General features: G+C 39.6%; 19 protein-coding genes and 1 other annotated feature. Of the genes, 13 read left to right on the top strand and 6 right to left on the bottom strand.

Annotation, left to right across the window (positions count from 1 at the left end; all coding sequences use genetic code 11):
• The first annotated feature begins 53 nt into the window (after positions 1 to 53).
• A complete protein-coding gene (locus A6754_RS06565) occupies positions 54 to 614 on the top strand; it encodes a TVP38/TMEM64 family protein (protein WP_257297421.1) in 561 nt (186 codons plus the stop codon).
• A 194-nt stretch (positions 615 to 808) separates the two neighbouring features.
• A complete protein-coding gene (locus tag A6754_RS06570; protein WP_066443066.1) occupies positions 809 to 1,822 on the top strand; it encodes a DUF3231 family protein in 1,014 nt (337 codons plus the stop codon).
• A 281-nt stretch (positions 1,823 to 2,103) separates the two neighbouring features.
• Here the strand turns inward: A6754_RS06570 and A6754_RS06575 are convergent, their stop codons facing one another.
• Positions 2,104 to 2,481 (bottom strand): sigma-w pathway protein ysdB, encoded by a 378-nt coding sequence (locus A6754_RS06575; RefSeq protein ID WP_066443067.1) that lies wholly within the window; start codon positions 2,479 to 2,481, stop codon positions 2,104 to 2,106.
• 147 nt (positions 2,482 to 2,628) lie between these two features.
• Between A6754_RS06575 and A6754_RS06580 the strand changes: the two genes are divergently transcribed.
• Both A6754_RS06580 and A6754_RS06585 read left to right on the top strand, forming a co-directional pair.
• Positions 2,629 to 3,117, top strand: coding sequence for a dUTP diphosphatase (locus tag A6754_RS06580; RefSeq protein WP_066443068.1), 489 nt, complete (start codon positions 2,629 to 2,631; stop codon positions 3,115 to 3,117).
• 70 nt (positions 3,118 to 3,187) lie between these two features.
• Positions 3,188 to 4,273 carry a M42 family metallopeptidase gene (locus A6754_RS06585; RefSeq protein ID WP_066443069.1) on the top strand — a complete coding sequence of 362 codons (1,086 nt, stop codon included), beginning with the start codon at positions 3,188 to 3,190 and terminating at the stop codon, positions 4,271 to 4,273.
• A gap of 57 nt (positions 4,274 to 4,330) precedes the next feature.
• Here the strand turns inward: A6754_RS06585 and sspI are convergent, their stop codons facing one another.
• Entirely contained in the window at positions 4,331 to 4,537 is a 207-nt protein-coding gene (gene sspI, locus A6754_RS06590; protein ID WP_066443070.1) for a small acid-soluble spore protein SspI, read from the bottom strand.
• Between the two features lie 118 nt (positions 4,538 to 4,655).
• Here sspI and A6754_RS06595 point away from each other — a divergent pair, with 118 nt between their 5' ends.
• The 3 genes from A6754_RS06595 (at position 4,656) to pheT (ending at position 9,251) form a co-directional block, all read left to right on the top strand.
• Positions 4,656 to 5,408, top strand: a complete 753-nt coding sequence (locus tag A6754_RS06595) for a TrmH family RNA methyltransferase (protein WP_066443071.1) — start codon at positions 4,656 to 4,658, stop codon at positions 5,406 to 5,408.
• Positions 5,409 to 5,482: 74 nt separating this feature from the next.
• Positions 5,483 to 5,736 (top strand) — a binding site (T-box leader).
• 47 nt (positions 5,737 to 5,783) lie between these two features.
• Complete coding sequence (gene pheS / locus A6754_RS06600) at positions 5,784 to 6,821, top strand: phenylalanine--tRNA ligase subunit alpha (RefSeq protein WP_066443072.1); 1,038 nt, start codon at positions 5,784 to 5,786, stop codon at positions 6,819 to 6,821.
• Between the two features lie 18 nt (positions 6,822 to 6,839).
• Positions 6,840 to 9,251 carry a phenylalanine--tRNA ligase subunit beta gene (pheT, locus tag A6754_RS06605; protein ID WP_066443073.1) on the top strand — a complete coding sequence of 804 codons (2,412 nt, stop codon included), beginning with the start codon at positions 6,840 to 6,842 and terminating at the stop codon, positions 9,249 to 9,251.
• A 72-nt stretch (positions 9,252 to 9,323) separates the two neighbouring features.
• On the opposite strand, the gene A6754_RS06610 is transcribed toward pheT, so the two are convergent.
• Entirely contained in the window at positions 9,324 to 9,530 is a 207-nt protein-coding gene (locus A6754_RS06610; RefSeq protein ID WP_066443074.1) for a twin-arginine translocase TatA/TatE family subunit, read from the bottom strand.
• A 207-nt stretch (positions 9,531 to 9,737) separates the two neighbouring features.
• Entirely contained in the window at positions 9,738 to 10,643 is a 906-nt protein-coding gene (locus A6754_RS06615) for a 4Fe-4S dicluster domain-containing protein (protein ID WP_066443075.1), read from the bottom strand.
• 245 nt (positions 10,644 to 10,888) lie between these two features.
• Here A6754_RS06615 and A6754_RS06620 point away from each other — a divergent pair, with 245 nt between their 5' ends.
• From A6754_RS06620 to A6754_RS06630, 3 genes are read left to right on the top strand one after another with little or no spacing between them, the layout of a single operon-like run.
• Positions 10,889 to 12,106 (top strand): PucR family transcriptional regulator, encoded by a 1,218-nt coding sequence (locus tag A6754_RS06620; RefSeq protein ID WP_066443076.1) that lies wholly within the window; start codon positions 10,889 to 10,891, stop codon positions 12,104 to 12,106.
• 17 nt (positions 12,107 to 12,123) lie between these two features.
• Positions 12,124 to 14,142: a molybdopterin-dependent oxidoreductase gene (locus A6754_RS06625; RefSeq protein WP_066443077.1), complete on the top strand. Its 2,019-nt coding sequence runs from the start codon at positions 12,124 to 12,126 to the stop codon at positions 14,140 to 14,142.
• Entirely contained in the window at positions 14,135 to 14,677 is a 543-nt protein-coding gene (locus tag A6754_RS06630; RefSeq protein WP_066443078.1) for a 4Fe-4S dicluster domain-containing protein, read from the top strand. Before A6754_RS06625 ends, A6754_RS06630 begins: the two co-directional genes overlap by 8 nt.
• Before the next feature lie 355 nt (positions 14,678 to 15,032).
• Here A6754_RS06630 and A6754_RS06635 read toward each other — a convergent pair whose 3' ends face one another.
• Positions 15,033 to 16,412: a VWA domain-containing protein gene (locus A6754_RS06635; RefSeq protein WP_066443079.1), complete on the bottom strand. Its 1,380-nt coding sequence runs from the start codon at positions 16,410 to 16,412 to the stop codon at positions 15,033 to 15,035.
• Positions 16,413 to 16,572: 160 nt separating this feature from the next.
• Between A6754_RS06635 and A6754_RS06640 the strand changes: the two genes are divergently transcribed.
• Positions 16,573 to 17,361, top strand: coding sequence for an SDR family oxidoreductase (locus A6754_RS06640; RefSeq protein WP_066443080.1), 789 nt, complete (start codon positions 16,573 to 16,575; stop codon positions 17,359 to 17,361).
• A 72-nt stretch (positions 17,362 to 17,433) separates the two neighbouring features.
• On the opposite strand, the gene rnhC is transcribed toward A6754_RS06640, so the two are convergent.
• A complete protein-coding gene (gene rnhC, locus A6754_RS06645) occupies positions 17,434 to 18,372 on the bottom strand; it encodes a ribonuclease HIII (RefSeq protein ID WP_066443081.1) in 939 nt (312 codons plus the stop codon).
• Between the two features lie 130 nt (positions 18,373 to 18,502).
• Between rnhC and zapA the strand changes: the two genes are divergently transcribed.
• Both zapA and A6754_RS06655 read left to right on the top strand, forming a co-directional pair.
• Positions 18,503 to 18,754, top strand: coding sequence for a cell division protein ZapA (gene zapA / locus A6754_RS06650; protein ID WP_066443082.1), 252 nt, complete (start codon positions 18,503 to 18,505; stop codon positions 18,752 to 18,754).
• Positions 18,755 to 18,762: 8 nt separating this feature from the next.
• Positions 18,763 to 19,305 carry a CvpA family protein gene (locus tag A6754_RS06655; RefSeq protein WP_066443083.1) on the top strand — a complete coding sequence of 181 codons (543 nt, stop codon included), beginning with the start codon at positions 18,763 to 18,765 and terminating at the stop codon, positions 19,303 to 19,305.
• Positions 19,306 to 19,321: the final 16 nt, after the last annotated feature.

Below are 19,321 nucleotides of genomic sequence, written 5' to 3' on the forward strand. Positions count from 1 at the left end.
CCATATGCTAGAGTAGACATCATGACTTAAGCATAATGAAGGGGTGAAATAAGGTGGCGGTACTGTTAACGATGGTGGAGACCGCAGGAATTCTAGCTCCAATGGCATTTATTCTTTTTCATATTGTAAGGCAGTTTCTTTTTATTCCGGTTCCGCTTGTCTGTGTAGCAGGAGGAGTGATGTTTGGCAGTGTTTTTGGTGCGCTTTTTTCCTTAATTGGCTTAACCCTCAGCAGCTTTTTGTTTTTCTTTTTGATTCATAGGCTGCCAAACACACATGGGAAGTTATCGAATTTAAAAAAGCGCTGGTTTGGGGAATACCGAAATATAAACGTATCCCAAGCGGCAGTGTTAAGGCTTGTTCCTTTCCTCCATTATCATTTGATCAGCTTTTGTATAATGGAAAAATGCAAAAGGTTTCCACAGTATGCAAAAGCTACGGTCATTGCAAATATTCCGCTTGCAGTATTCTATACCGTGTTTGGCCAGTTTATCAGCAGATTTACACCGACCATGATCATCGTCATTATAGGTGTCATTACCCTGCTTTGTTATTTATTGCGTGAAAAAGTAACCGTGATTAAATGGACGGAGTTTTTTAAGGAAGCAGCATAAACATATAATGATTTGGTTTTCATCCACTAGGCACTTTCCAATCGGAAAGTGCTTTTTCAATTTAGATAAATCTCGATTGAATAGGATTCATTAGTCTCCTGACAATGGGTATCGTATTTTCGTTATTGGATATTCTAGAAATAAATGACAAATTAATAGTAGGGATATTTTTTAGGATTCAGGAGGTACATGGCATGGTACAAACCAATAAGCTTAATGTCTCGGAAATAGGTTCCATTTGGCAGACCTATCAAGAGAAAACACTAATTATGAGATTTTTGGAATATTTCATTGAAAAGGCAGAGGATCCTCAAGCCAGAAATATTCTTGGCGGGTTATGGCAAGAGCTTAATTTCTATGTGACTGAAATGGAGAATCTTTTTTCTGAGCAAGGAATGGTTAAACCAATAGGATTTACTTCAGAAGATGTTAATCTGGAGGCTCCGAAATTATACGATAACGGCTTCGATATCATGTTTGTCCGTATATTAAAGGAAGTGAGTATGGGCCTTTACACGCTTGGCATGAATATGACCTACAATAAAAAGGTTATGGGAATTTATGAGGGACTCACTACAGTTACTCAGAAAATCTATAAGCTATCCACATCGTATTTACTTGAAAAAGGCATTTTGGTTCCGCCGCCATTCGTAACGGTACCGAAACAAACGGAAGTGATTCGAAATAAGAATTATATGGCAGGTTTTAAGTTAATAGGTGATAAAAGGCCTTTAAATGATCTGGAGGTTGGCATCCTTCACCATAATCTTGAAGCGAATAATATTGGAATGCAGCTGATCATGGGGTTTGCTCAATGTGCACAAAATAAAGATGCAAAGAAATACTTTATAAAAGGGAAGGAGCTCGCTAAGAAACAAATAAAAGCAATGCAGGAATTACTTTTGGAGGGAGATATTCAGCTGTCAGCGAAGTCAGGGGCCACGGTAACGACTTCAACAGTCCCGCCGTTTTCAGATAAGTTAATGATGCACTGCATTTATATTCTTAATGGATTCGGTCTTATTGGATCTGGAACAGGCGGCTTTTTCAGCTTAAGAAATGATCTTGCGATGAAATCCATGTTATTAGCAAAAGATGTTTATTTTTATGCACAGGAAGGGATCGAGCTCAAGATTAAGTATGGCTGGTTCGAGGAGCCGCCGCAAATGGAAGGCCGTTCACAGATTATTAAGAAGGAAAATGAATAAAGGATACTGCACTAGAAGGTATTAACGTTAGTGTCGGACCATCCGGACACTAAAAAAGATGTGGAGGGATACAATTTGAGTACACTTTCAAGCTTAATTAAAAGGATTATTTCTTTAATTATTAAGATTGCGTTCTTGATTGAAACCTCTAAACAGCGCCTAAACCGATTATCAAACCTGCTGCCGACAACATAAGCAGCAAATAAAAGTACAATTCTTAATAGAACATAATAAAAGGTAAACACAAATTCGTGTTTACCTTTTGTTAACAACAGGTCTTCCTATTGCATAAATTCCTTAACAGGACTTTTCCAATCAATTTTTGCACTAGGATACTGCTCTGAAATTTTCTTTTCAATAAATAAGAAGTCTTCTTTTACAAGCCCCTTAAGAGCCGTGACTTTATGCGGCCATACAAAAATCGAGACAACATCGAAAGAAGCCGCAGTGGTACCTAAGTACTTCTCTCCTTCAAAAAGAACTCCTTTATATGTTACTAAGAAATTCTTATGAACGTTATTTTCATCATCATAGAAATAATAACGCTTCTGCTCATGGGCAAGTTCAAGCTTTCTTTTTGGATTTAATAAATATTTAACAGCAGTGTATATTAAAAAGATGATGATTGCTAAAAGCAACAGACGCAACAGCCACATCATAACAAGCCCTCCAAATGCGATTTGCTACTAAGTACGAATGAACTTCAAAAAAGTTTCAACTTTTTTATATTTATTATAAAATTTATCATATATCGGTTCTTTTATATAGAATCAATGTGTGATTGATCAAGATAGGATGGTGCTGGAATGAATTTTGAAAGACTATTTAACATGCAAAAAGAACTGGATGCTCATATTGAGACCAAACATGAATTAAATAATGAAAACCTATTTGACCGTAAAGTGCTTGCTCTGCTGGTAGAACTTGGAGAACTGGCAAATGAAACACGCTGCTTCAAGTTTTGGAGTGTAAAGCCAGCTGCTGCCCAGGAAACAATTCTTGAAGAATATGTAGATGGAGTTCATTTTATTTTATCACTTGGAATAGAGCTTCAGTTTGAAGCAGCTGCTCCGGTTATTGAAGCAGCTGATCAGAATGACATAAATGAACAATTTCTTGCTGTTTTTGAACAGATTCATCAGTTTAGGGCAGAAAAAACTCGGGAGTCTTACGAAAAGCTTTTCTTAGTGTATTTACAGCTTGGCCAACTACTTGGCTTTTCAGCCGCTGATATTGAACAGGCTTATTTTGAAAAAAATGAAGTAAACTATAAAAGACAAAAAGAAAATTATTAGCTGAATTTTTGCACATTAACAGGGCAGTCTAGTATAATGAAGTGGAATACATATTAAGGGAGTCGAAATAATGGCTAAATTAGATGAAACGTTAACCATGCTGAAGGATTTAACGGATGCAAAAGGAATTCCAGGCAATGAGCGTGAAGTTCGCGAAGTAATGAAACAATACATAACTCCATTTGCAGACGAAGTAACAACTGATGGATTAGGAAGCTTAATTGCCAAGAAAACAGGCAAAGAAGGCGGACCAAAGATTATGGTTGCCGGCCATTTAGATGAAGTAGGATTCATGATTACAAGTATTGATGACAAAGGTTTTCTTCGTTTCCAAACAGTTGGCGGCTGGTGGTCACAAGTTATGCTTGCCCAAAGAGTCACAATTGTAACAAACAAAGGGGATGTAACGGGCGTAATTGGCTCAAAGCCACCGCATATCCTTTCAGCTGAAGCTCGTAAAAAGCCTGTAGATATCAAAGATATGTTTATTGATATTGGTGCCACAAGCCGTGACGAAGCAGCTGAGTGGGGCGTTAAGCCTGGTGACATGGTTGTTCCTTATTTTGAATTTACAGTGATGAACAACGAAAAAATGCTGCTTGCCAAAGCTTGGGATAACCGCATTGGCTGTGCAATTGCAATTGATGTATTAAAACAATTAAAAGATGCTGAGCATCCGAACGTGGTATACGGAGTAGGAACAGTCCAAGAAGAAGTTGGCTTGCGCGGTGCAAGAACAGCTGCACAGACGATCCAGCCTGATATCGGTTTTGGCGTAGATGTTGGAATTGCTGGGGATACACCTGGTATCACAGAAAAAGAAGCTTTAAGCAAAATGGGCAAAGGACCACAAATTATCCTTTATGATGCATCCATGGTATCACATAAAGGCTTGCGTGATCTTGTAACAAACACTGCAGATGAGCTGAATATTCCATATCAATTCGATGCTGTGCCTGGAGGCGGAACAGATTCAGGTGCGATCCACCTGACACATAACGGTGTTCCTTCTTTATCCATTACAATTGCGACAAGATATATCCATTCACATGCAGCAATGCTTCATCGTGACGATTACGAGAATGCAGTGAAACTAATTGCAGAAGTCATTAAGCGATTAGATGAAGATACAGTTAATAGCCTGAAATTTGATTGATAAAAAGAATCCGCAGATGCATGTCTGCGGATTTTTCTCATGTATACAGAGCTTCTCTTATTTCAAGCCGCTTTCAAGCGTGTGCAGCATTTCCTGTTTGTCTTCCTCAGAAGAGTTGTTCCAGATGACTTCAAAAAGAACACCAAGACCAGGCAGCATTTTTTCTTCCCCATTTTGGATCGCATCAACAATTGTATCCTTTAATTCATCCTGATTGTTTCCAGAAACATTATGAAGAATGGCATTACGCAGATTCAAGTTCATTTTTTTACACTCCTTCCAATTTCATGATTACGTTCATAGTTTTTCTTTTCTCCGATTTATTATGTATGGTATTTACGTTATAATAGACAAACTGATGTTAGAAAAAGGAGAGAACACTGTGAACTATATTCACTCTGCACAAAATCAAAAGGTTAAGCAGTGGAAAAAACTTTTGACAAAAAAAGAGAGAGATAAGACGCTTACTTTTCTAGTAGAAGGCTATCATCTTGTCGAGGAAGCATTAAATAGCGGCAGCATTGCAGAAATCATAATGGGAGAACAAGTAGAACTGCCCGCAGCATGGAACTATGGAGATATCCCTGTCAATGTTGTCAGTAATGAGATCATTCAGCTGCTCTCTGATACTGAAACGTCACAAGGGATCTTTGCTGTCTGTGAACAGAAAACATATGACAGCGTTCTTGAAGAAGGAAGGAAGTTTCTCTTAATTGATGCGGTACAGGATCCCGGCAACTTAGGAACAATGATCCGAACAGCTGATGCAGCCGGTATGGATGCTGTTTTCGTCGGAAAAGGCAGCGTCGATATGTACAATCCAAAAGTTCTGCGTTCAGCCCAAGGCAGTCACTTTCATCTGCCGATCATCGGGGAGGATCTTGGTGTATTGATTCCTAAGCTCAAACAGCAGGGTGCAGCCGTGTACGGAACTGCATTGGAAAATGGCCGTCCATATACAGAAATCAATAAACGTGACGTTTTCGCTCTATTAGTCGGAAATGAAGGCAATGGTGTCAATCCGGAACTTTTAACTGAAACAGATGAAAATCTGTATATCCCGATTTTCGGAAAGAGTGAGTCTTTAAACGTATCAATTGCTGCAGGTATTTTAATGTATCATTTACGCTCTTGAAATGGGCAGTAAATTTGCTTAAAACGATTTGAAAGTTGTAAAAGAATGTACTATAATTAACAACAAATTATATGTAAAAAACAATGACGGAGAAAAGTAGCCTGCTCAAACTTTTTTAGGGAGAAAACACCTTGACTGCAAGTGTTTTTAAAAGGGATGCAAGTGAACATTCACCTCCAGAGTTGGCATCGGGACCATAGCAATCTGGCTATGTAAAGATGCACCGGCATCTGGCCGTTATCTCAATGAAGCGAATACATATACGCGGGTTCCCCTGTTTACATGTATTAAAAAGGGTGGTACCGCGAACCAAAACCTCGTCCCTTTATAGGGATTAGGTTTTTTTGTTTGTCCAAAAAAAGGAGGTTATTATACATGCAAGAACGTTTAAAAGAGTTGCAGACTGAAGCTCTCGAACGCGTGAACACAGCAGGTGATCTTAAAGAGCTAAATGAGATCCGGGTTTCTTATTTAGGAAAAAAAGGTCCAATAACAGAAGTTTTAAAAGGAATGGGAAAATTATCAGCTGAAGAGCGTCCAAAAATGGGTGCATTGGCAAATGAAGTGCGAGATGCGATTGCTGCTGCTATCGAATCGAAGCAAAAAAACCTTGAAGAAGCTGCTGTTGCTGCAAAGTTAGCTGCAGAAACGATTGATGTTACATTGCCGGGACGACCTGTTAAATCAGGAAATCATCATCCACTAACACGTGTGGTGGAAGAGATTGAAGATTTATTTATCGGGATGGGCTATACAGTGGCAGAAGGGCCAGAAGTGGAAAAGGATTACTATAACTTTGAAGCCTTAAACTTGCCGAAGGATCATCCTGCTCGTGATATGCAAGATTCCTTCTATATTACCGAAGACATTTTGCTTCGTACTCAAACTTCACCGGTTCAAGCTAGAACGATGGAAAAGTACGAAGGCAAAGGGCCGGTTAAGATTATCTGCCCAGGGAAAGTGTTCCGCCGTGACCATGATGATGCAACACACTCTCATCAATTCATGCAGATTGAGGGCTTAGTTGTAGATGAAAATATCCGTATGAGTGACTTAAAAGGAACGCTTGAAGTTTTTGCAAAAGCGATGTTTGGCAGCGACAGAGAAATTCGTCTGCGTCCTAGCTTCTTCCCTTTCACAGAACCTTCTGTTGAGGTCGATGTATCTTGCTTCAAATGTGGAGGCAAAGGCTGTAACATCTGCAAAAAAACAGGCTGGATCGAAATCTTAGGCGCTGGAATGGTACATCCAAATGTTCTTGAAATGTCTGGATTCGATTCAAAGAAATATTCAGGTTTTGCATTTGGAATGGGTGTTGAGCGCATTGCGATGCTGAAATACGGTATTGATGATATTCGTCATTTCTATACAAATGATGTCCGGTTTTTAAAGCAATTCTCAATTCATGAATAAGTGTCAGGAGGAAAACACATGTATGTTTCATATAAATGGCTCCAGGATTATGTCGATCTTTCTGGCATAACTGCAAACGAGCTTGCTGAAAAGATTACAAGAAGCGGAATTGAAGTCGAAGGTGTAGAAAAGTTAACAGAAGGAATCAGCGGTGTTGTAATCGGACATGTGCTTGAAAGAGAGCAGCATCCGAATGCCGATAAGCTGAATAAATGTCTTGTTGATATTGGTGCAGAAGAGCCTGTGCAGATTATTTGCGGAGCTCCGAATGTAGACAAAGGCCAAAAAGTGGCTGTTGCAACAGTTGGCGCTGTTCTTCCGGGCAACTTTAAAATTAAAAAGGCTAAACTGCGCGGAGAAGCTTCCAATGGAATGATCTGTTCCCTGCAGGAGCTTGGTTTTGAAAGCAAGCTTGTGGCAAAGGAATATGCGGAAGGCATTTATGTTTTTCCTGAAAGCGTTGAAGTTGGCAAGAATGCATTAGAAGAACTTCACCGTGATGATGAAGTACTTGAGCTTGGCTTAACACCGAACCGTTCAGATGCCCTAAGCATGCTTGGTGTAGCATATGAGGTTGCTGCCATTTTAGGCAGAGACGTAAATCTTCCTGAAGGAAAAGCTTCAGAAGCGGCTGAAAAGGCAGAAGACTATATTTCTGTAGTGGCTGAAGCTGCTGAAGACAATCCATTATATATTGCAAAAGTAATCAAGAATGTAAGAGTAAAGCCATCTCCGCTATGGATGCAAGCAAGACTGACAGCTGCAGGCATACGCCCGCATAATAATGTGGTCGATATTACGAACTACATTTTGATTGAATATGGCCAGCCTCTTCATGCTTTCGATTATGATAAGCTTGGGTCAAAAGAAATTGTAGTCAGAAGAGCTAAAGATGGCGAAGAGATCGTAACACTTGATGATGCGAAAAGAACACTTTCCAGCGATCACCTTGTGATCACAAACGGAACAGAGCCAGTGGCATTAGCCGGTGTCATGGGCGGTGCAAACTCAGAAGTTCAAGCAGATACAACAACAGTCTTACTTGAATCAGCCTACTTCAAAGGAAGCACAGTTAGAAAAGCTTCTAAAGATCATGGTCTTCGCAGTGAAGCAAGTGCACGTTTTGAAAAAGGGGTTGACCCGAATCGTGTGCGTGCGGCTGCAGAGCGTGCGGCTGTATTGCTTCAGCAATATGCAGAAGGCGAAGTTCTTGCTGGCAGTGCAGAAGCAAATACATTGAAAATAGAGCCCGCTGTTGTAGAAGTATCGATTGATAAAATCAACCAAGTTCTCGGTTTACAATTGAAATCAGAGGAAGTTGTGGATATTTTCACTCGTCTGCAGTTCGAGGCTGTTGCCGAACAGGGACAAATTACGGTCACGGTTCCTACCCGCAGAGGAGATATCACAATTGGTGAAGATTTAATTGAAGAGGTAGCAAGACTCTATGGCTATGATAATCTTTTATCCACGTTGCCAGTTGGGTCTACTACCCAAGGCGGTCTTACACAGTATCAGCAATCTCGCAGAATCGTCCGCAATACGCTTGAAAGTGCTGGATTATACCAGGCCATTACGTATTCTTTAACAAGCGAAGCAAAAGCAAGCCAGTTTGCTCTTGAAGTCCGTGAGCCTCTGCCGCTTGCAATGCCAATGAGCGAAGAGCGCAGTGTATTACGGTTAAGCTTAGTTCCTCAGCTTCTTGAGGTATTGAAATATAATTCAGCACGTCAAAATGACAGCCTGGCTGTTTATGAAATTGGTTCGGTCTTTTTATCAACCGGAAAAGATCAGCTTCCAGAAGAAAAAGAGCATGTGGCAGGTGCTGTAACAGGATTATGGGTAAACCACCCATGGCAGGGCGAGAAAAAACCTGTTGATTTCTACGTGTTAAAAGGAATTGTGGAAGCATTAGTTGACAAGCTTGGAATTAATGATCGCATTGAATTCCGTCAAACTGAAAGAGATGGCCTGCATCCGGGCAGAACAGCTGAAGTGCTGATTGACGGCAAGGCTTGCGGTTATATTGGTCAAGTTCATCCGATCGTTGAGAAGGAACTTGATTTAAAAGCTACTTATGTTTTTGAATTATCATTAGAGTCGCTCCTTGCTGAAACAGCACCGCTTGTATACGAAGCGATCCCTAGATTCCCTTCTATTACAAGAGATATCGCCTTAGTAGCGGATCAGGAAGTGTCATCAGGACATTTACTATCCATTATTAAGGAAGCAGGCGGCAGCCTGTTAAAAGAAGTATCTGTTTTTGACCTTTATGAAGGAGAGCGGATGGAAGCAGGGAAGAAGTCCCTTGCATTCTCATTAAAATATTTTGATCCTGAAAAAACATTAACAGATGAAGAAGTGGTTAAAGCACATACTAAGGTGCTAGAGGCACTTGAAGAAAAAGCAGGTGCAGTCCTAAGGGGTTAATTCAGTGAATTAAAAAAGCCAAGAATGCGATGTCGGCATTCTTGGCTTTTTATAATGGTGGTGAATTTCCGCTTAAAGATCTTTAACGGTGTCATCGGTTTTCTTCTTTTCATCTTCACTTTGGCTATGATCCTCGAGCATCCCTTTCGTAGAGCTTTTAAACTCTTTCAATGTTTGGCCCATGGCACGGCCGATTTCAGGGAGTTTCTTCGGACCAAAAATGATTAGCGCAAGCACTAAAACTAAAATTAATCCTGGAATTCCAATGTTTGATAACATTTAAAACACTTCCTTACTTATAATTGATCTACAAATTCCCGCTGTTATGCTGAAAAAGGCAGGAAGGATAAGCTATCTATCAAAATTAATGATTTTCCTATTAAATGAAATGAACTTCCTATCAAACAAAAGCATTTTCCTATCAAAATAGTTGCATTCCTATCAAATTCGAGCATTTTCCTATCAAATGGCGCATATCACTACCGCTTATCCCAAGAAGGAGTCATACTGTTTCATTTTTTTACAGCGTACACATTCCTCTTCCACAAGGGAGGCTGAAGTAAACGCAGCATGACAGGAAGCACACTCCTTTTGATAGAGGTGGTGTACACGAGTGCTGGCTCTCTGAATATTATCTGTTATAGTGAGTGCTTTTTCCTGGCAAATATCAGCACAGAGCATACAGCCTGTGCAGGTTTGAGCGGTGATGGCAAGCTCAGTCTCTGAAAAATGAAAACAGTTCTTTCGGCAAAGCATTTCACAAGCTTTACATAAAGTGCATTTTGACTCATCCAGCTCGATCTCTTTAAATTGATACTCCTTAAAAGAATGGGCAAGCTCCAAATTCTGATGATTGAAGCGCCATTTTGCCGGGGCCATTTGTCTGACTGTCGAAGCTGCTCCTTTTTTCAAAAACGAAAAGACTTCACGCCGTGTCATTTTATTGTCTTGCTTTTGTAAGTTGAATTGTATCACTAACGCCTCTTCATTAAGTTGTTCTAACTTGCTGTTGATTTCATTGAGAAATCTCCTCCACTCTTCGCTAAGTTCTTTATTGTGAAAGTAAACAGATGTCACTCTTGTTTGATAATAACCAAGCATTTCTTTTATTGAGGGAGGTTTCTCTTCTGCAAGGAATACATGCTCTATTATGCGTCTTTTTGGATAAAAACCCTCTACTGCCTGAACAGGGCATTCGGCAATGCAATCGCCGCATTCAGTGCATTGATTTGGCTGGATAACTGGTTTTCCATCTTCTAAAACAATGGCGTTCATCTCGCAGGAATCCAAACACTTTGTGCAGCTTGAAAAAGGACTTTGATAGCGGCTGCACGTTTTTAAAATTTGGAACTCATAATCCAAACTTTCCATCCAAAGATCAAATAAACCCATCAAAGCCGCTCCTTTCCTTCTCATCACAAACATGATTTGTGATTTATTTCACAATCAGATTCATGACTATATTATAAATCATGAAACTTGGGAGTGATATATCTTCTATGCACGAAAATTTACTCTTTTTTTTGTACGATAAGCCAATGAATTTTTACGGTGTTGTGACATCCATTGTGAATAGGCGTTTATTCTTATAAGATGAAGGTAATAGATATTTCGAGTTTAGAAAGGAATTGAATATAATGGAAATAAGTTTTTCAGTTCCAGACTATTTGCAAAGATTATTAGTTTCCTCACAAAATGGTATGGAAGGGATCGCCCAGGAGTTAGCAGATATTTTATCAATCCCCATTCTGATTGCTGATCCTCTTCTAAATCAAATTGTATCTGCCTGGGATAAAGAAGGAACAAAAATTGAATACATCGAAACTGCAATGGATGGCCTAAATCAAAAAGAGCCAGAACCTGTATCATGTGTGATATCTGCAGCAGAAGAGCTTATTAAAGGGGTATGTATGGAAATTCATGTCGATGGGCGTGTTCGGGGATATGTGATTGCGGTGAATGATAAAAGCAGATTTCCTCTTGAACTAAGTGAAATCCTCCAATTTGCATCAACACTTTGCTCCATGGAACTTCAAAATACATTAACGATGAAACAGGAAAAACAAAAGCTGCGGGAAGTTTTTCTATATGACCTCTTATATGGAAATATCAAAAAAAGAGAAGATATTATTTCGTACGGGCAGATATGGGGGTGGGATTTTCAGCTGGCCCATACTGCAGTCGTTTTCTCTTTAAAAGATTTTGACTATTTTTCAGATGATCGGCATTTAATAGATTTGCTGTTCTATATGATTGAAAAAGCTTTGCTTGATCGTAGGCAAAGACCGATCTCTATCAGGAAACGAGGCGAAATTATCCTCATATATCCGTCATCCCCTGAAGGAGGAACAGATCATCATTCAGAGATAAAAGAGTTTGTTTCCTTAATCATGTATTTGTCTAAATCCCATCATCTAAGTGAAAGAATTGCTGCAGGGATCGGAAGGAGAAGAATGCTGCCGGAAGAAATTCACCGCAGCTACCAGGAGGCAAAGGTGGCGTATGAACTGGGATTGCTATTGAATATTTCCGTTCCGTTTTTTAGCAGCCTTGGTCTGGAGAGAATCTTATATAATCACGATTTACATGATTTAAAAGAGTACTATGATCATACACTGGGAGAGCTGGAAAAATATGATCTGGAGCATGAAAGTGATTTAATGAGCTCTTTAAGTATATTTGCTGCCAATCAATTTGATCTGACAAAAACAGCTGAAGGAATGTATGTGCACCGCAATACGTTAAGGTACCGTTTTAAAAAGATCGAAGAAATACTTGGTGAAAAGCTGGATGATATGAATGTAAGGCTAAATATTATCGCAGCCTTAAAAATTAAGCAGCTTGGAAAAATCTAAAGATTGAGGTGTACAGCATGAAAATCTTCCGAAATGCTTGCCCGCGTAATTGCTATGCCTCCTGCAGCATGCTTTCTTATGTGAATAATGGGAAGCTTGTAAAGGTGGCTGGAGATGATCAGCATGGCTATACGAAAGGAAACCTATGTGCAAAAGGATATGCTTTTACACAGTATGTAACTCATCCTAATCGGCTAAAATATCCGATTATGCAGTCACCGCGGAGCTCTGGAAACTGGAAAAGAATATCGTGGGAGCAGGCATATACTATAATTGCTGACAAGATCATTGAATTGAATGAGCGCTATGGATCGAATTTAGCAAGCGGCTATAATAAGTTTTCTGGCAATATTGGACTGCTGCATTATGCAGCTGAAGCTATGTTTAATAGTATAGGGCCGCATACAAAACCAAAAGGAAACCTCTGTCTGACAACTGGAGATGAGGCGCTTAAGGAGAGGTTTAAGCAATTCGAACAAAGCAGCCCTGAAGATATGGCAGCTGCAGATTTAATCGTGATTTGGGGTGCGAATCCCGCTGTCACAAATGTTCCGCAAATGAAGTATATATTCCAGGCAAGAAGAGCGGGTGCAAAGGTAGCTGTCATTGACCCAGTATTTACAGAAACTGCAGCAAAAGCAGATCTTTATATTCAAATTAAGCCAGGAACTGATGGGCTACTTGCTTTATATGCTGCTAAACGTATAGCAGATTCTTCATTTTTTGATGAAAACTATGCTCAGGATTGCACAAACAATTTTATTCAGTTTAAAAGGATCATGGAAAAGGTTCCAAGTGCAGACAAAGTGAGTGAACTTACCAATGCTCCTATATCGGCAATTGAGGAACTTGCTGAATTATATATACATGCAGCATCGAGTGTTACATGGATTGGATTTGGTATGCAAAGAACAAACATAGGCGGTGAAAACGTTCAAGCTATAAGTGCTCTTGCTGCGATGACAGGTTTCCTTCAAAAAAAGAAAGGAAAGCTCTTCTATGCACACGATGACTTGGAGCAGTTTCCATTACACCTTTTGAAATTCCCGGAACAAAAACATTCCAAAGCCCAGGCTTCTAGAGCAATAGATATAAATTCATTTGCAAAAAATGCCTTAGAGCTTTCGGACCCGCCATTAAAGTTTTTATGGATTGCGTCACGAAATCCCTTCTCCCAGGATAATAATCTTCAGTCATGGATGAAGCTGATACAGCAGCTTGAATTAATCGTAACGGTTGATTTATATATGACCAAAACAGCCGAGATCTCTGATATTGTCCTCCCTGCAGCTACCCATTTTGAAGAGATGGACTTAATTGTGAGCTATTGGCATCATTGGATCTCTATTAATGAACAATCCTTAGCAGGTTACTTTGAATCAAAAAGCGATCTGCAAATTACAAGAGAACTTACAAACAAGCTGAATGAACGATCGCCAGGATTCTCAACTTTTCCATCTGAGCTGGAGGCATTAGACTGGATTCAAAAAGAGCTGTCGCCGGAAATTCAAGAGCTTTACGGTATCCAAGATTATACAGATTTGCTGAGTGGACCGCATTTAAAAAAGCCAGAGAAAATTCCCGCTAAGGAAAAGTTTAGTTTTAATATTCTGGATGTAAGTGGTTATTTAGAAAATATAAAAGTTCAGAAAGACAGCTTATTATTTCCGTACCAGCTGATCACTCCGCAATCGCTTTTAACAATACATTCGCAATACGAGCACCTGTCATGGCTGATTGGGACAGATGAAAATAGTGAGGATACTATTGCTGAAATCTCTGCCATTGCAGCTGAAGAAAATAAATTAATGCCAGAAGACAGCATCGAAATTTTTAATGAAAATGGCTGGGTAGATGCTAAGGTAAAGGTCAACCCCTATTTAGCGAAAAACATTGTACTTGTTAAACAGGCAGGTAAAAAACCTATTAATTGGATCATTGTTCATCAAGAAAGCGACCAATGTCAGGAAACGAGTACACACTTTTACGACAGTAAAGTGAACATCCGAAAGAAAAAGGTGAGCAGGAATGGTTAAACAGCTTGGTTTTGTCTTTGATATTGATTTATGCATTGGCTGTAAAACCTGTGAAGTTGCTTGCAGAAATGAGAATCAAACTGTTGGAACTGTGCGGTGGCGGAAAGTAACAAGACAAGTGGATGGCAGCTTTTTATCATTATCATGTAATCATTGCAGCAGTCCGGAGTGCTTCAGAGTGTGTCCAGAGAATGCATTTACAAAGAGAATGGATGGCATCGTAGAAATTCACGCTGAGCGCTGCAGCGGATGTGGTCTATGTATGGAGGCATGTCCGTATCAAGCTCCACAATTTGACCCTATTACGCATAAAGTCACGAAATGCCAAATGTGCAATGACCGTATCGATCAAGGGCTGCAGGCTGCTTGTGTGGAGGCATGTCCGACAGAAGCATTAACTGTCAAAGATTTATACACGTTCTGCCAAGTAAACGGAATGGGAACAACATTGGGCTTTCCTGATACTAGACTTACAAATCCATCTATCGTATTTTTACCGGAGAAGGAACGGAAGAGGTATTTTCAGATGAGGTAGTATAGCATCATCTTGGGAAGGCTGAGTATGAGCCATAGACGGAGAAATTCCGGTTAATATGCCTAGAGGGTGCTTAAAGAGGAGATTTAAGCGGAAAGATTCCAGTTATCTTCTCAAATTATAGCTAAATTCAATGATTTTTTTGCTTTAAGCGGAAAACCTCCGCTTATTATGCATGAAATATTAGAATTTCTTAAAATAAACGGAATTCGTCCGCTTAATTTTCAAAAAGAATGCAAAAATGCCTGGTCCACCATATTCCAAGCATTTTTGCAATGTTCGTTCTCGTTTTCTCCTTCTTCTGATCAGGATGCTTCTTATTCACTGAAAAGGACTTGCTGAAACAACGATCGTATTATAATTGATACTGTGCTTGTGCAAGTAATCCTTTTTGTTTCGCTTCTTTTACCCATTGCGGATATTCCTGCATAAGCAGGTCATATAATTCGCTGTCAGAGATGTGCCCGGGGTCTTCAATACTGAAAAAATCTGCGTTATCTAAATATCTTCCTTTTAAGTCATCGAGCTTTTCCAGGAAGGTAAAATCTGATTGAAACATACTTGTGAAGAATCCGCGTTTTTTCGTCCCTTTATTCGATTTCCCAATAGCCATGAATTGCCAGAACAAAGGTTCATAGGAAGCATTTTGAATATGGCTGATTGTTGCACTTTCATCAAATGTCGCTCCATCTGTTACAAACATTACATAAACAGGAACATTGCTTGCATATGGAGAGTTCCTTTTAGAGGCAGAGCCAAAGTAATGCTCCCGAATGGTCTTCATAGCTTTTCCGTAATAGGTTCCGCCTTCAAGAGGATATTTTTTTATAAGATTGTTAACAAAGCCATTGAAATTATCAACAGACAATTCTCCTGCATCGTGTGCATTTGCTCCGAATAAGAAAATATCAATCGTGCCATCATCATCAAAACGTGTTCCTAATGCAAGAATCCTCTCGGCAAATTCCTGTATTTTTCCGGAACGATACAGACTATGCATGGATCCGGATATATCGAGGCATAAAGCTACCTTTGCCTGGTGGTCATGCAAGCCAGCTTTCTCTAAAGACACCTTCGCCTTTTTGGATAAATCTAATAGCTTAGGAGCTTGTTCTGCCATCTTCTTTTCGAGCATGATTTTTTTCGACTGAGATTGAGCGGTTTCTGGTGGTGGCTGCTGTTGCACAGGTGGTGCTGGCTGCTGCTGTTCCTGCTCCTCTGCTACTTCTCCGCCGAAGTCCTTTAATAATGCTGCTAAGCCTCCATCAAAACCTCTTCCAACCGAAGATGCTCTCCAAACCCCTTTATGATAGATTTCAGTCATAATGATTGCTTTTTCATTCTGAAAATCCTGTCCGCTAAATGAGTATTCTAAAATAGCTTGTCCTCCTGCTTTGATCTGCAGTGTGCCGCTCTGTATTGTTCCCATTGCTTCATTGCCATCAATGGTCGCAGTGAATACAAGGTTTTGGATCGATGCTGGAAGTTTTGATAAATCAATGCTGAAATGGCCCATCCCGCTTTTATGATTCAGCAGCTGAATTTCTTGTGAGGGGGAAGCTGTTTGATTATAAAAAATCATATACCGGTCATCTGCTAGTTTCTTATTTTCATTTAGTCCAAAACAGGTGATGTCAATTTCTGCATGAGCGTTTATGATGACTTCGATCTCAACGATCGTGTCGGTTGTGAAATCAGATAGTTTAACTTTTTCTCCGCGAATTAAGTGCTTCATATGATCCTCCTGAATTGTTTTTGTTAATAGAATTATACGATACACACTATTTCTGTTCAATTTTTACAGTAAGTGTAAGTCTCCGCAGGTTTTCATAAGGTTTATGAGAGAAAAGAGTGGGAACATTTGAATATATACAGGCTATAAAGGAGATGTGATGATGAAAAAGACCATTATGATTACGGGTGCAGGCTCAGGACTGGGAAGAGGCACTGCAATTGGGCTGGCTAAGAAAGGCCATAAAGTCATTGCAGCAACAGAAACGACTTCACAGAAAACGAGTGTACTCAGAGAAGCTGAAGAACTAGGGCTTTCAAATCTGGAAGTACTTAAGATAGACATTACCAATCCAATCGATTTAGTCCAAATAGATGAATATGATTTTGATATTTTCGTAGCAAATGCTGCTATTAATGAAGGCGGACCGCTGAGCGAAATTCCGATGGAGCGCTTTAAAGCCATCTTTGAAGTGAACGTATTTTCGACACTTGAATCTGTTCAATATGCAGCGAGAAAACTGGTTGAAAAAGGGAGCGGAAAGATTTTCTTCTTAAGTTCGATGGCAGGCGTTATGAAAACGGCATACGGCGGTCCTTATGCTTCTACTAAACATGCCATTGAGGCCTTGGCTTTAACTCTTAAACAGGAGCTTGATCCACACGGCGTAAAAGTGGCAACGATTAATCCAGGACCATACAACACTGGATTTAATGACAGGGCAGCAGAAGAAAAGTGGAAATGGTTTAATGACGAAGTTCACTTTACAAGTGGTGAAGATATGAAGGAAAAGGAAAAAGGCTTAGAAAATCAGTACGATCCTAAAGAAATGATTGAGGTAATGGTCGATCTGATTCCTTCTGATCATCATAAGGTTCGAAATGCTTATCCGCCAGAAACGGAGAAGCAAATGAAAGAAACGGAAAAGAAACAATGGGAAATGGAGATTTAGGATTTATATCAGCTGCTCTAAAAATAAAAACCCAAGAATGCTTGATTGGCATTCTTGGGTAACATAAGTCTGTTACATATATTTCTTCCTATAAAGTTTCTTGGACTTTTCAGTATTGGCAAAATGCAGCTTCACAAATTGAGGAAGTGCATCTATTCCTTTTTCATGAATTAAGCGCGCACCTGCTTCATCCACTTTGCCGCCAGCTCCTTTGGTTAAAGGGAATCCAGCTTCTTTTGCCAACTTGTCAAATTGCTTTACAAATGCATAGCGGGCAAGAATCGATGCTGCTGCAACAGCAAGATGAACACTTTCAGCTTTTGTACTGAAATAGACCCGATCGCGGTGCACCTTTGGTTGGCTCTTTAAATATTGGTAATAAACATCCTTTTGCGCAAATTGGTCAATTAAAATCACTTCGGGCTGCTCTGGAGCAATTTTCTCTAGCAGATGGCCAATGGCCTGGTTATGAAGAAGAGCCTTAATTTTTCCCTGCGACATCCCTGACATCTGCAGTTTATTGTATTTATCATTATGTAAGGTTAAGAGACTGTACGGTATTACTTCTTTAATTTGTTTGGCAATGCTGATGATTTTCTCGTCATTTAAATTTTTAGAGTCACGAACGCCAAGCTCCTTCAGCAATGGAAGGTTAGACTGACTTACATAAGCGGCGACGACGGTTATTGGTCCAAAAAAGTCTCCTGTCCCGACTTCATCGGATCCTATACAGGAAAGACTGCTGATATTTTCTGGCAGGTTTGCAGCAGCAGGTTTACTTTCCTTTTTTGCCTTTGGTTTAGCGATATCCCCGCCCCACCTGGCAGATTCTGATTCTGCGCCGGCTCCTTGAAAAAGAACCTTTCCAGATTTGTAGGCTGTGATCGAGCAATTGTTTGCTTTAGCAGCAAATACGCCCCCTGGAGGGATTTTTCCGGTCGAGAATGGCTCATAGTGAGCCTGCATTTCTTTAATCTCAGGTAAACTCTTTAGCAGTACAACATGACTCATATTTTAATCTCCTTCTGAAAATCTCTGAATTTACAGTATCTGTGCTATTTTTGGCATGCTTTGACTTCCCACAAATTAGACCTTCGTGTTATGATATTGATTAGGATTCTTTTGAATGGGGGTTCAAAGGTTGTCAAATACGGAAAAAAATCGCACTAGTGTAGATATATATGGGCAGCAATATGTAATTGTCGGCACTGAAAACTCCAGTCACATCCGGCTTGTTGCATCAATCGTTGATGATAAAATGCGTGAGATAAGCTCTAAGAATCCTTCACTCGATACGAATAAATTAGCTGTCCTCACAGCTGTTAATGCTGTTAATGATTATCTGAAATTAAAAGAGCGGCTTGAGGATGAATTAAAAAGAGTAAAGGACTGAAAAGCATCATGCTTGATCTTTTTATAATAGTTATATTGTTATTTGGTTTTTTAGTAGGATTAAAGCGTGGCTTTATCCTGCAGCTGATTCATTTAACAGGCTTCATTATCGCTTTTATTGTAGCGAGAATGTATTACGAGCCTCTTTCGGAAAAACTGACCCTATGGGTGCCTTATCCCAATTTCGGCAGTGATTCAACCATGCAAATGTTTTTTGCTAATGATAATTTAGAAGATGCTTACTATCGTGCGATCGCATTTGCCATCATATTTTTCGCTGTAAAAGTACTATTGCAGATTATTGGAAGCATGCTTGATTTTGTTGCAAGCTTGCCAATTATTAAACAGCTTAATATTTGGGCAGGCGGCATTCTTGGTTTTATAGAAGTTTATCTTATCATGTTTATTATATTATACATAGCCGCATTAGTACCAATTGCGGGAATGCAAACATATTTTAATGATTCATTTATGGTGGATTTAATTGTCAATCATACACCTGTATTATCAGAGACAATTAAGGATATGTGGATCGAATATATGGCAGCCTAACTTCTCTTTGCGGAGA

Origin of the sequence: Cytobacillus gottheilii, assembly GCF_001636345.1 — a bacterium.
GTDB classification, from domain to species: Bacteria; Bacillota; Bacilli; order Bacillales; family Cytobacillaceae; genus Cytobacillus; species Cytobacillus gottheilii.

Excerpts from the sequence above, each read along its gene's own strand:
- sspI (WP_066443070.1), bottom strand. The coding sequence starts at position 4,537 with ATGAACTTGAATCTGCGTAATGCCATTCTTCATAATGTTTCTGGAAAC.
- pheS (WP_066443072.1), top strand. The coding sequence starts at position 5,784 with ATGCAAGAACGTTTAAAAGAGTTGCAGACTGAAGCTCTCGAACGCGTG.
- A6754_RS06635 (WP_066443079.1), bottom strand. The coding sequence starts at position 16,412 with ATGAAGCACTTAATTCGCGGAGAAAAAGTTAAACTATCTGATTTCACA.
- pheT (WP_066443073.1), top strand. The coding sequence starts at position 6,840 with ATGTATGTTTCATATAAATGGCTCCAGGATTATGTCGATCTTTCTGGC.
- A6754_RS06625 (WP_066443077.1), top strand. The coding sequence starts at position 12,124 with ATGAAAATCTTCCGAAATGCTTGCCCGCGTAATTGCTATGCCTCCTGC.
- A6754_RS06580 (WP_066443068.1), top strand. The coding sequence starts at position 2,629 with ATGAATTTTGAAAGACTATTTAACATGCAAAAAGAACTGGATGCTCAT.
- A6754_RS06630 (WP_066443078.1), top strand. The coding sequence starts at position 14,135 with ATGGTTAAACAGCTTGGTTTTGTCTTTGATATTGATTTATGCATTGGC.
- A6754_RS06615 (WP_066443075.1), bottom strand. The coding sequence starts at position 10,643 with ATGGGTTTATTTGATCTTTGGATGGAAAGTTTGGATTATGAGTTCCAA.
- rnhC (WP_066443081.1), bottom strand. The coding sequence starts at position 18,372 with ATGAGTCATGTTGTACTGCTAAAGAGTTTACCTGAGATTAAAGAAATG.
- A6754_RS06575 (WP_066443067.1), bottom strand. The coding sequence starts at position 2,481 with ATGATGTGGCTGTTGCGTCTGTTGCTTTTAGCAATCATCATCTTTTTA.
- A6754_RS06570 (WP_066443066.1), top strand. The coding sequence starts at position 809 with ATGGTACAAACCAATAAGCTTAATGTCTCGGAAATAGGTTCCATTTGG.
- A6754_RS06655 (WP_066443083.1), top strand. The coding sequence starts at position 18,763 with ATGCTTGATCTTTTTATAATAGTTATATTGTTATTTGGTTTTTTAGTA.
- A6754_RS06620 (WP_066443076.1), top strand. The coding sequence starts at position 10,889 with ATGGAAATAAGTTTTTCAGTTCCAGACTATTTGCAAAGATTATTAGTT.
- A6754_RS06640 (WP_066443080.1), top strand. The coding sequence starts at position 16,573 with ATGAAAAAGACCATTATGATTACGGGTGCAGGCTCAGGACTGGGAAGA.
- A6754_RS06610 (WP_066443074.1), bottom strand. The coding sequence starts at position 9,530 with ATGTTATCAAACATTGGAATTCCAGGATTAATTTTAGTTTTAGTGCTT.
- A6754_RS06585 (WP_066443069.1), top strand. The coding sequence starts at position 3,188 with ATGGCTAAATTAGATGAAACGTTAACCATGCTGAAGGATTTAACGGAT.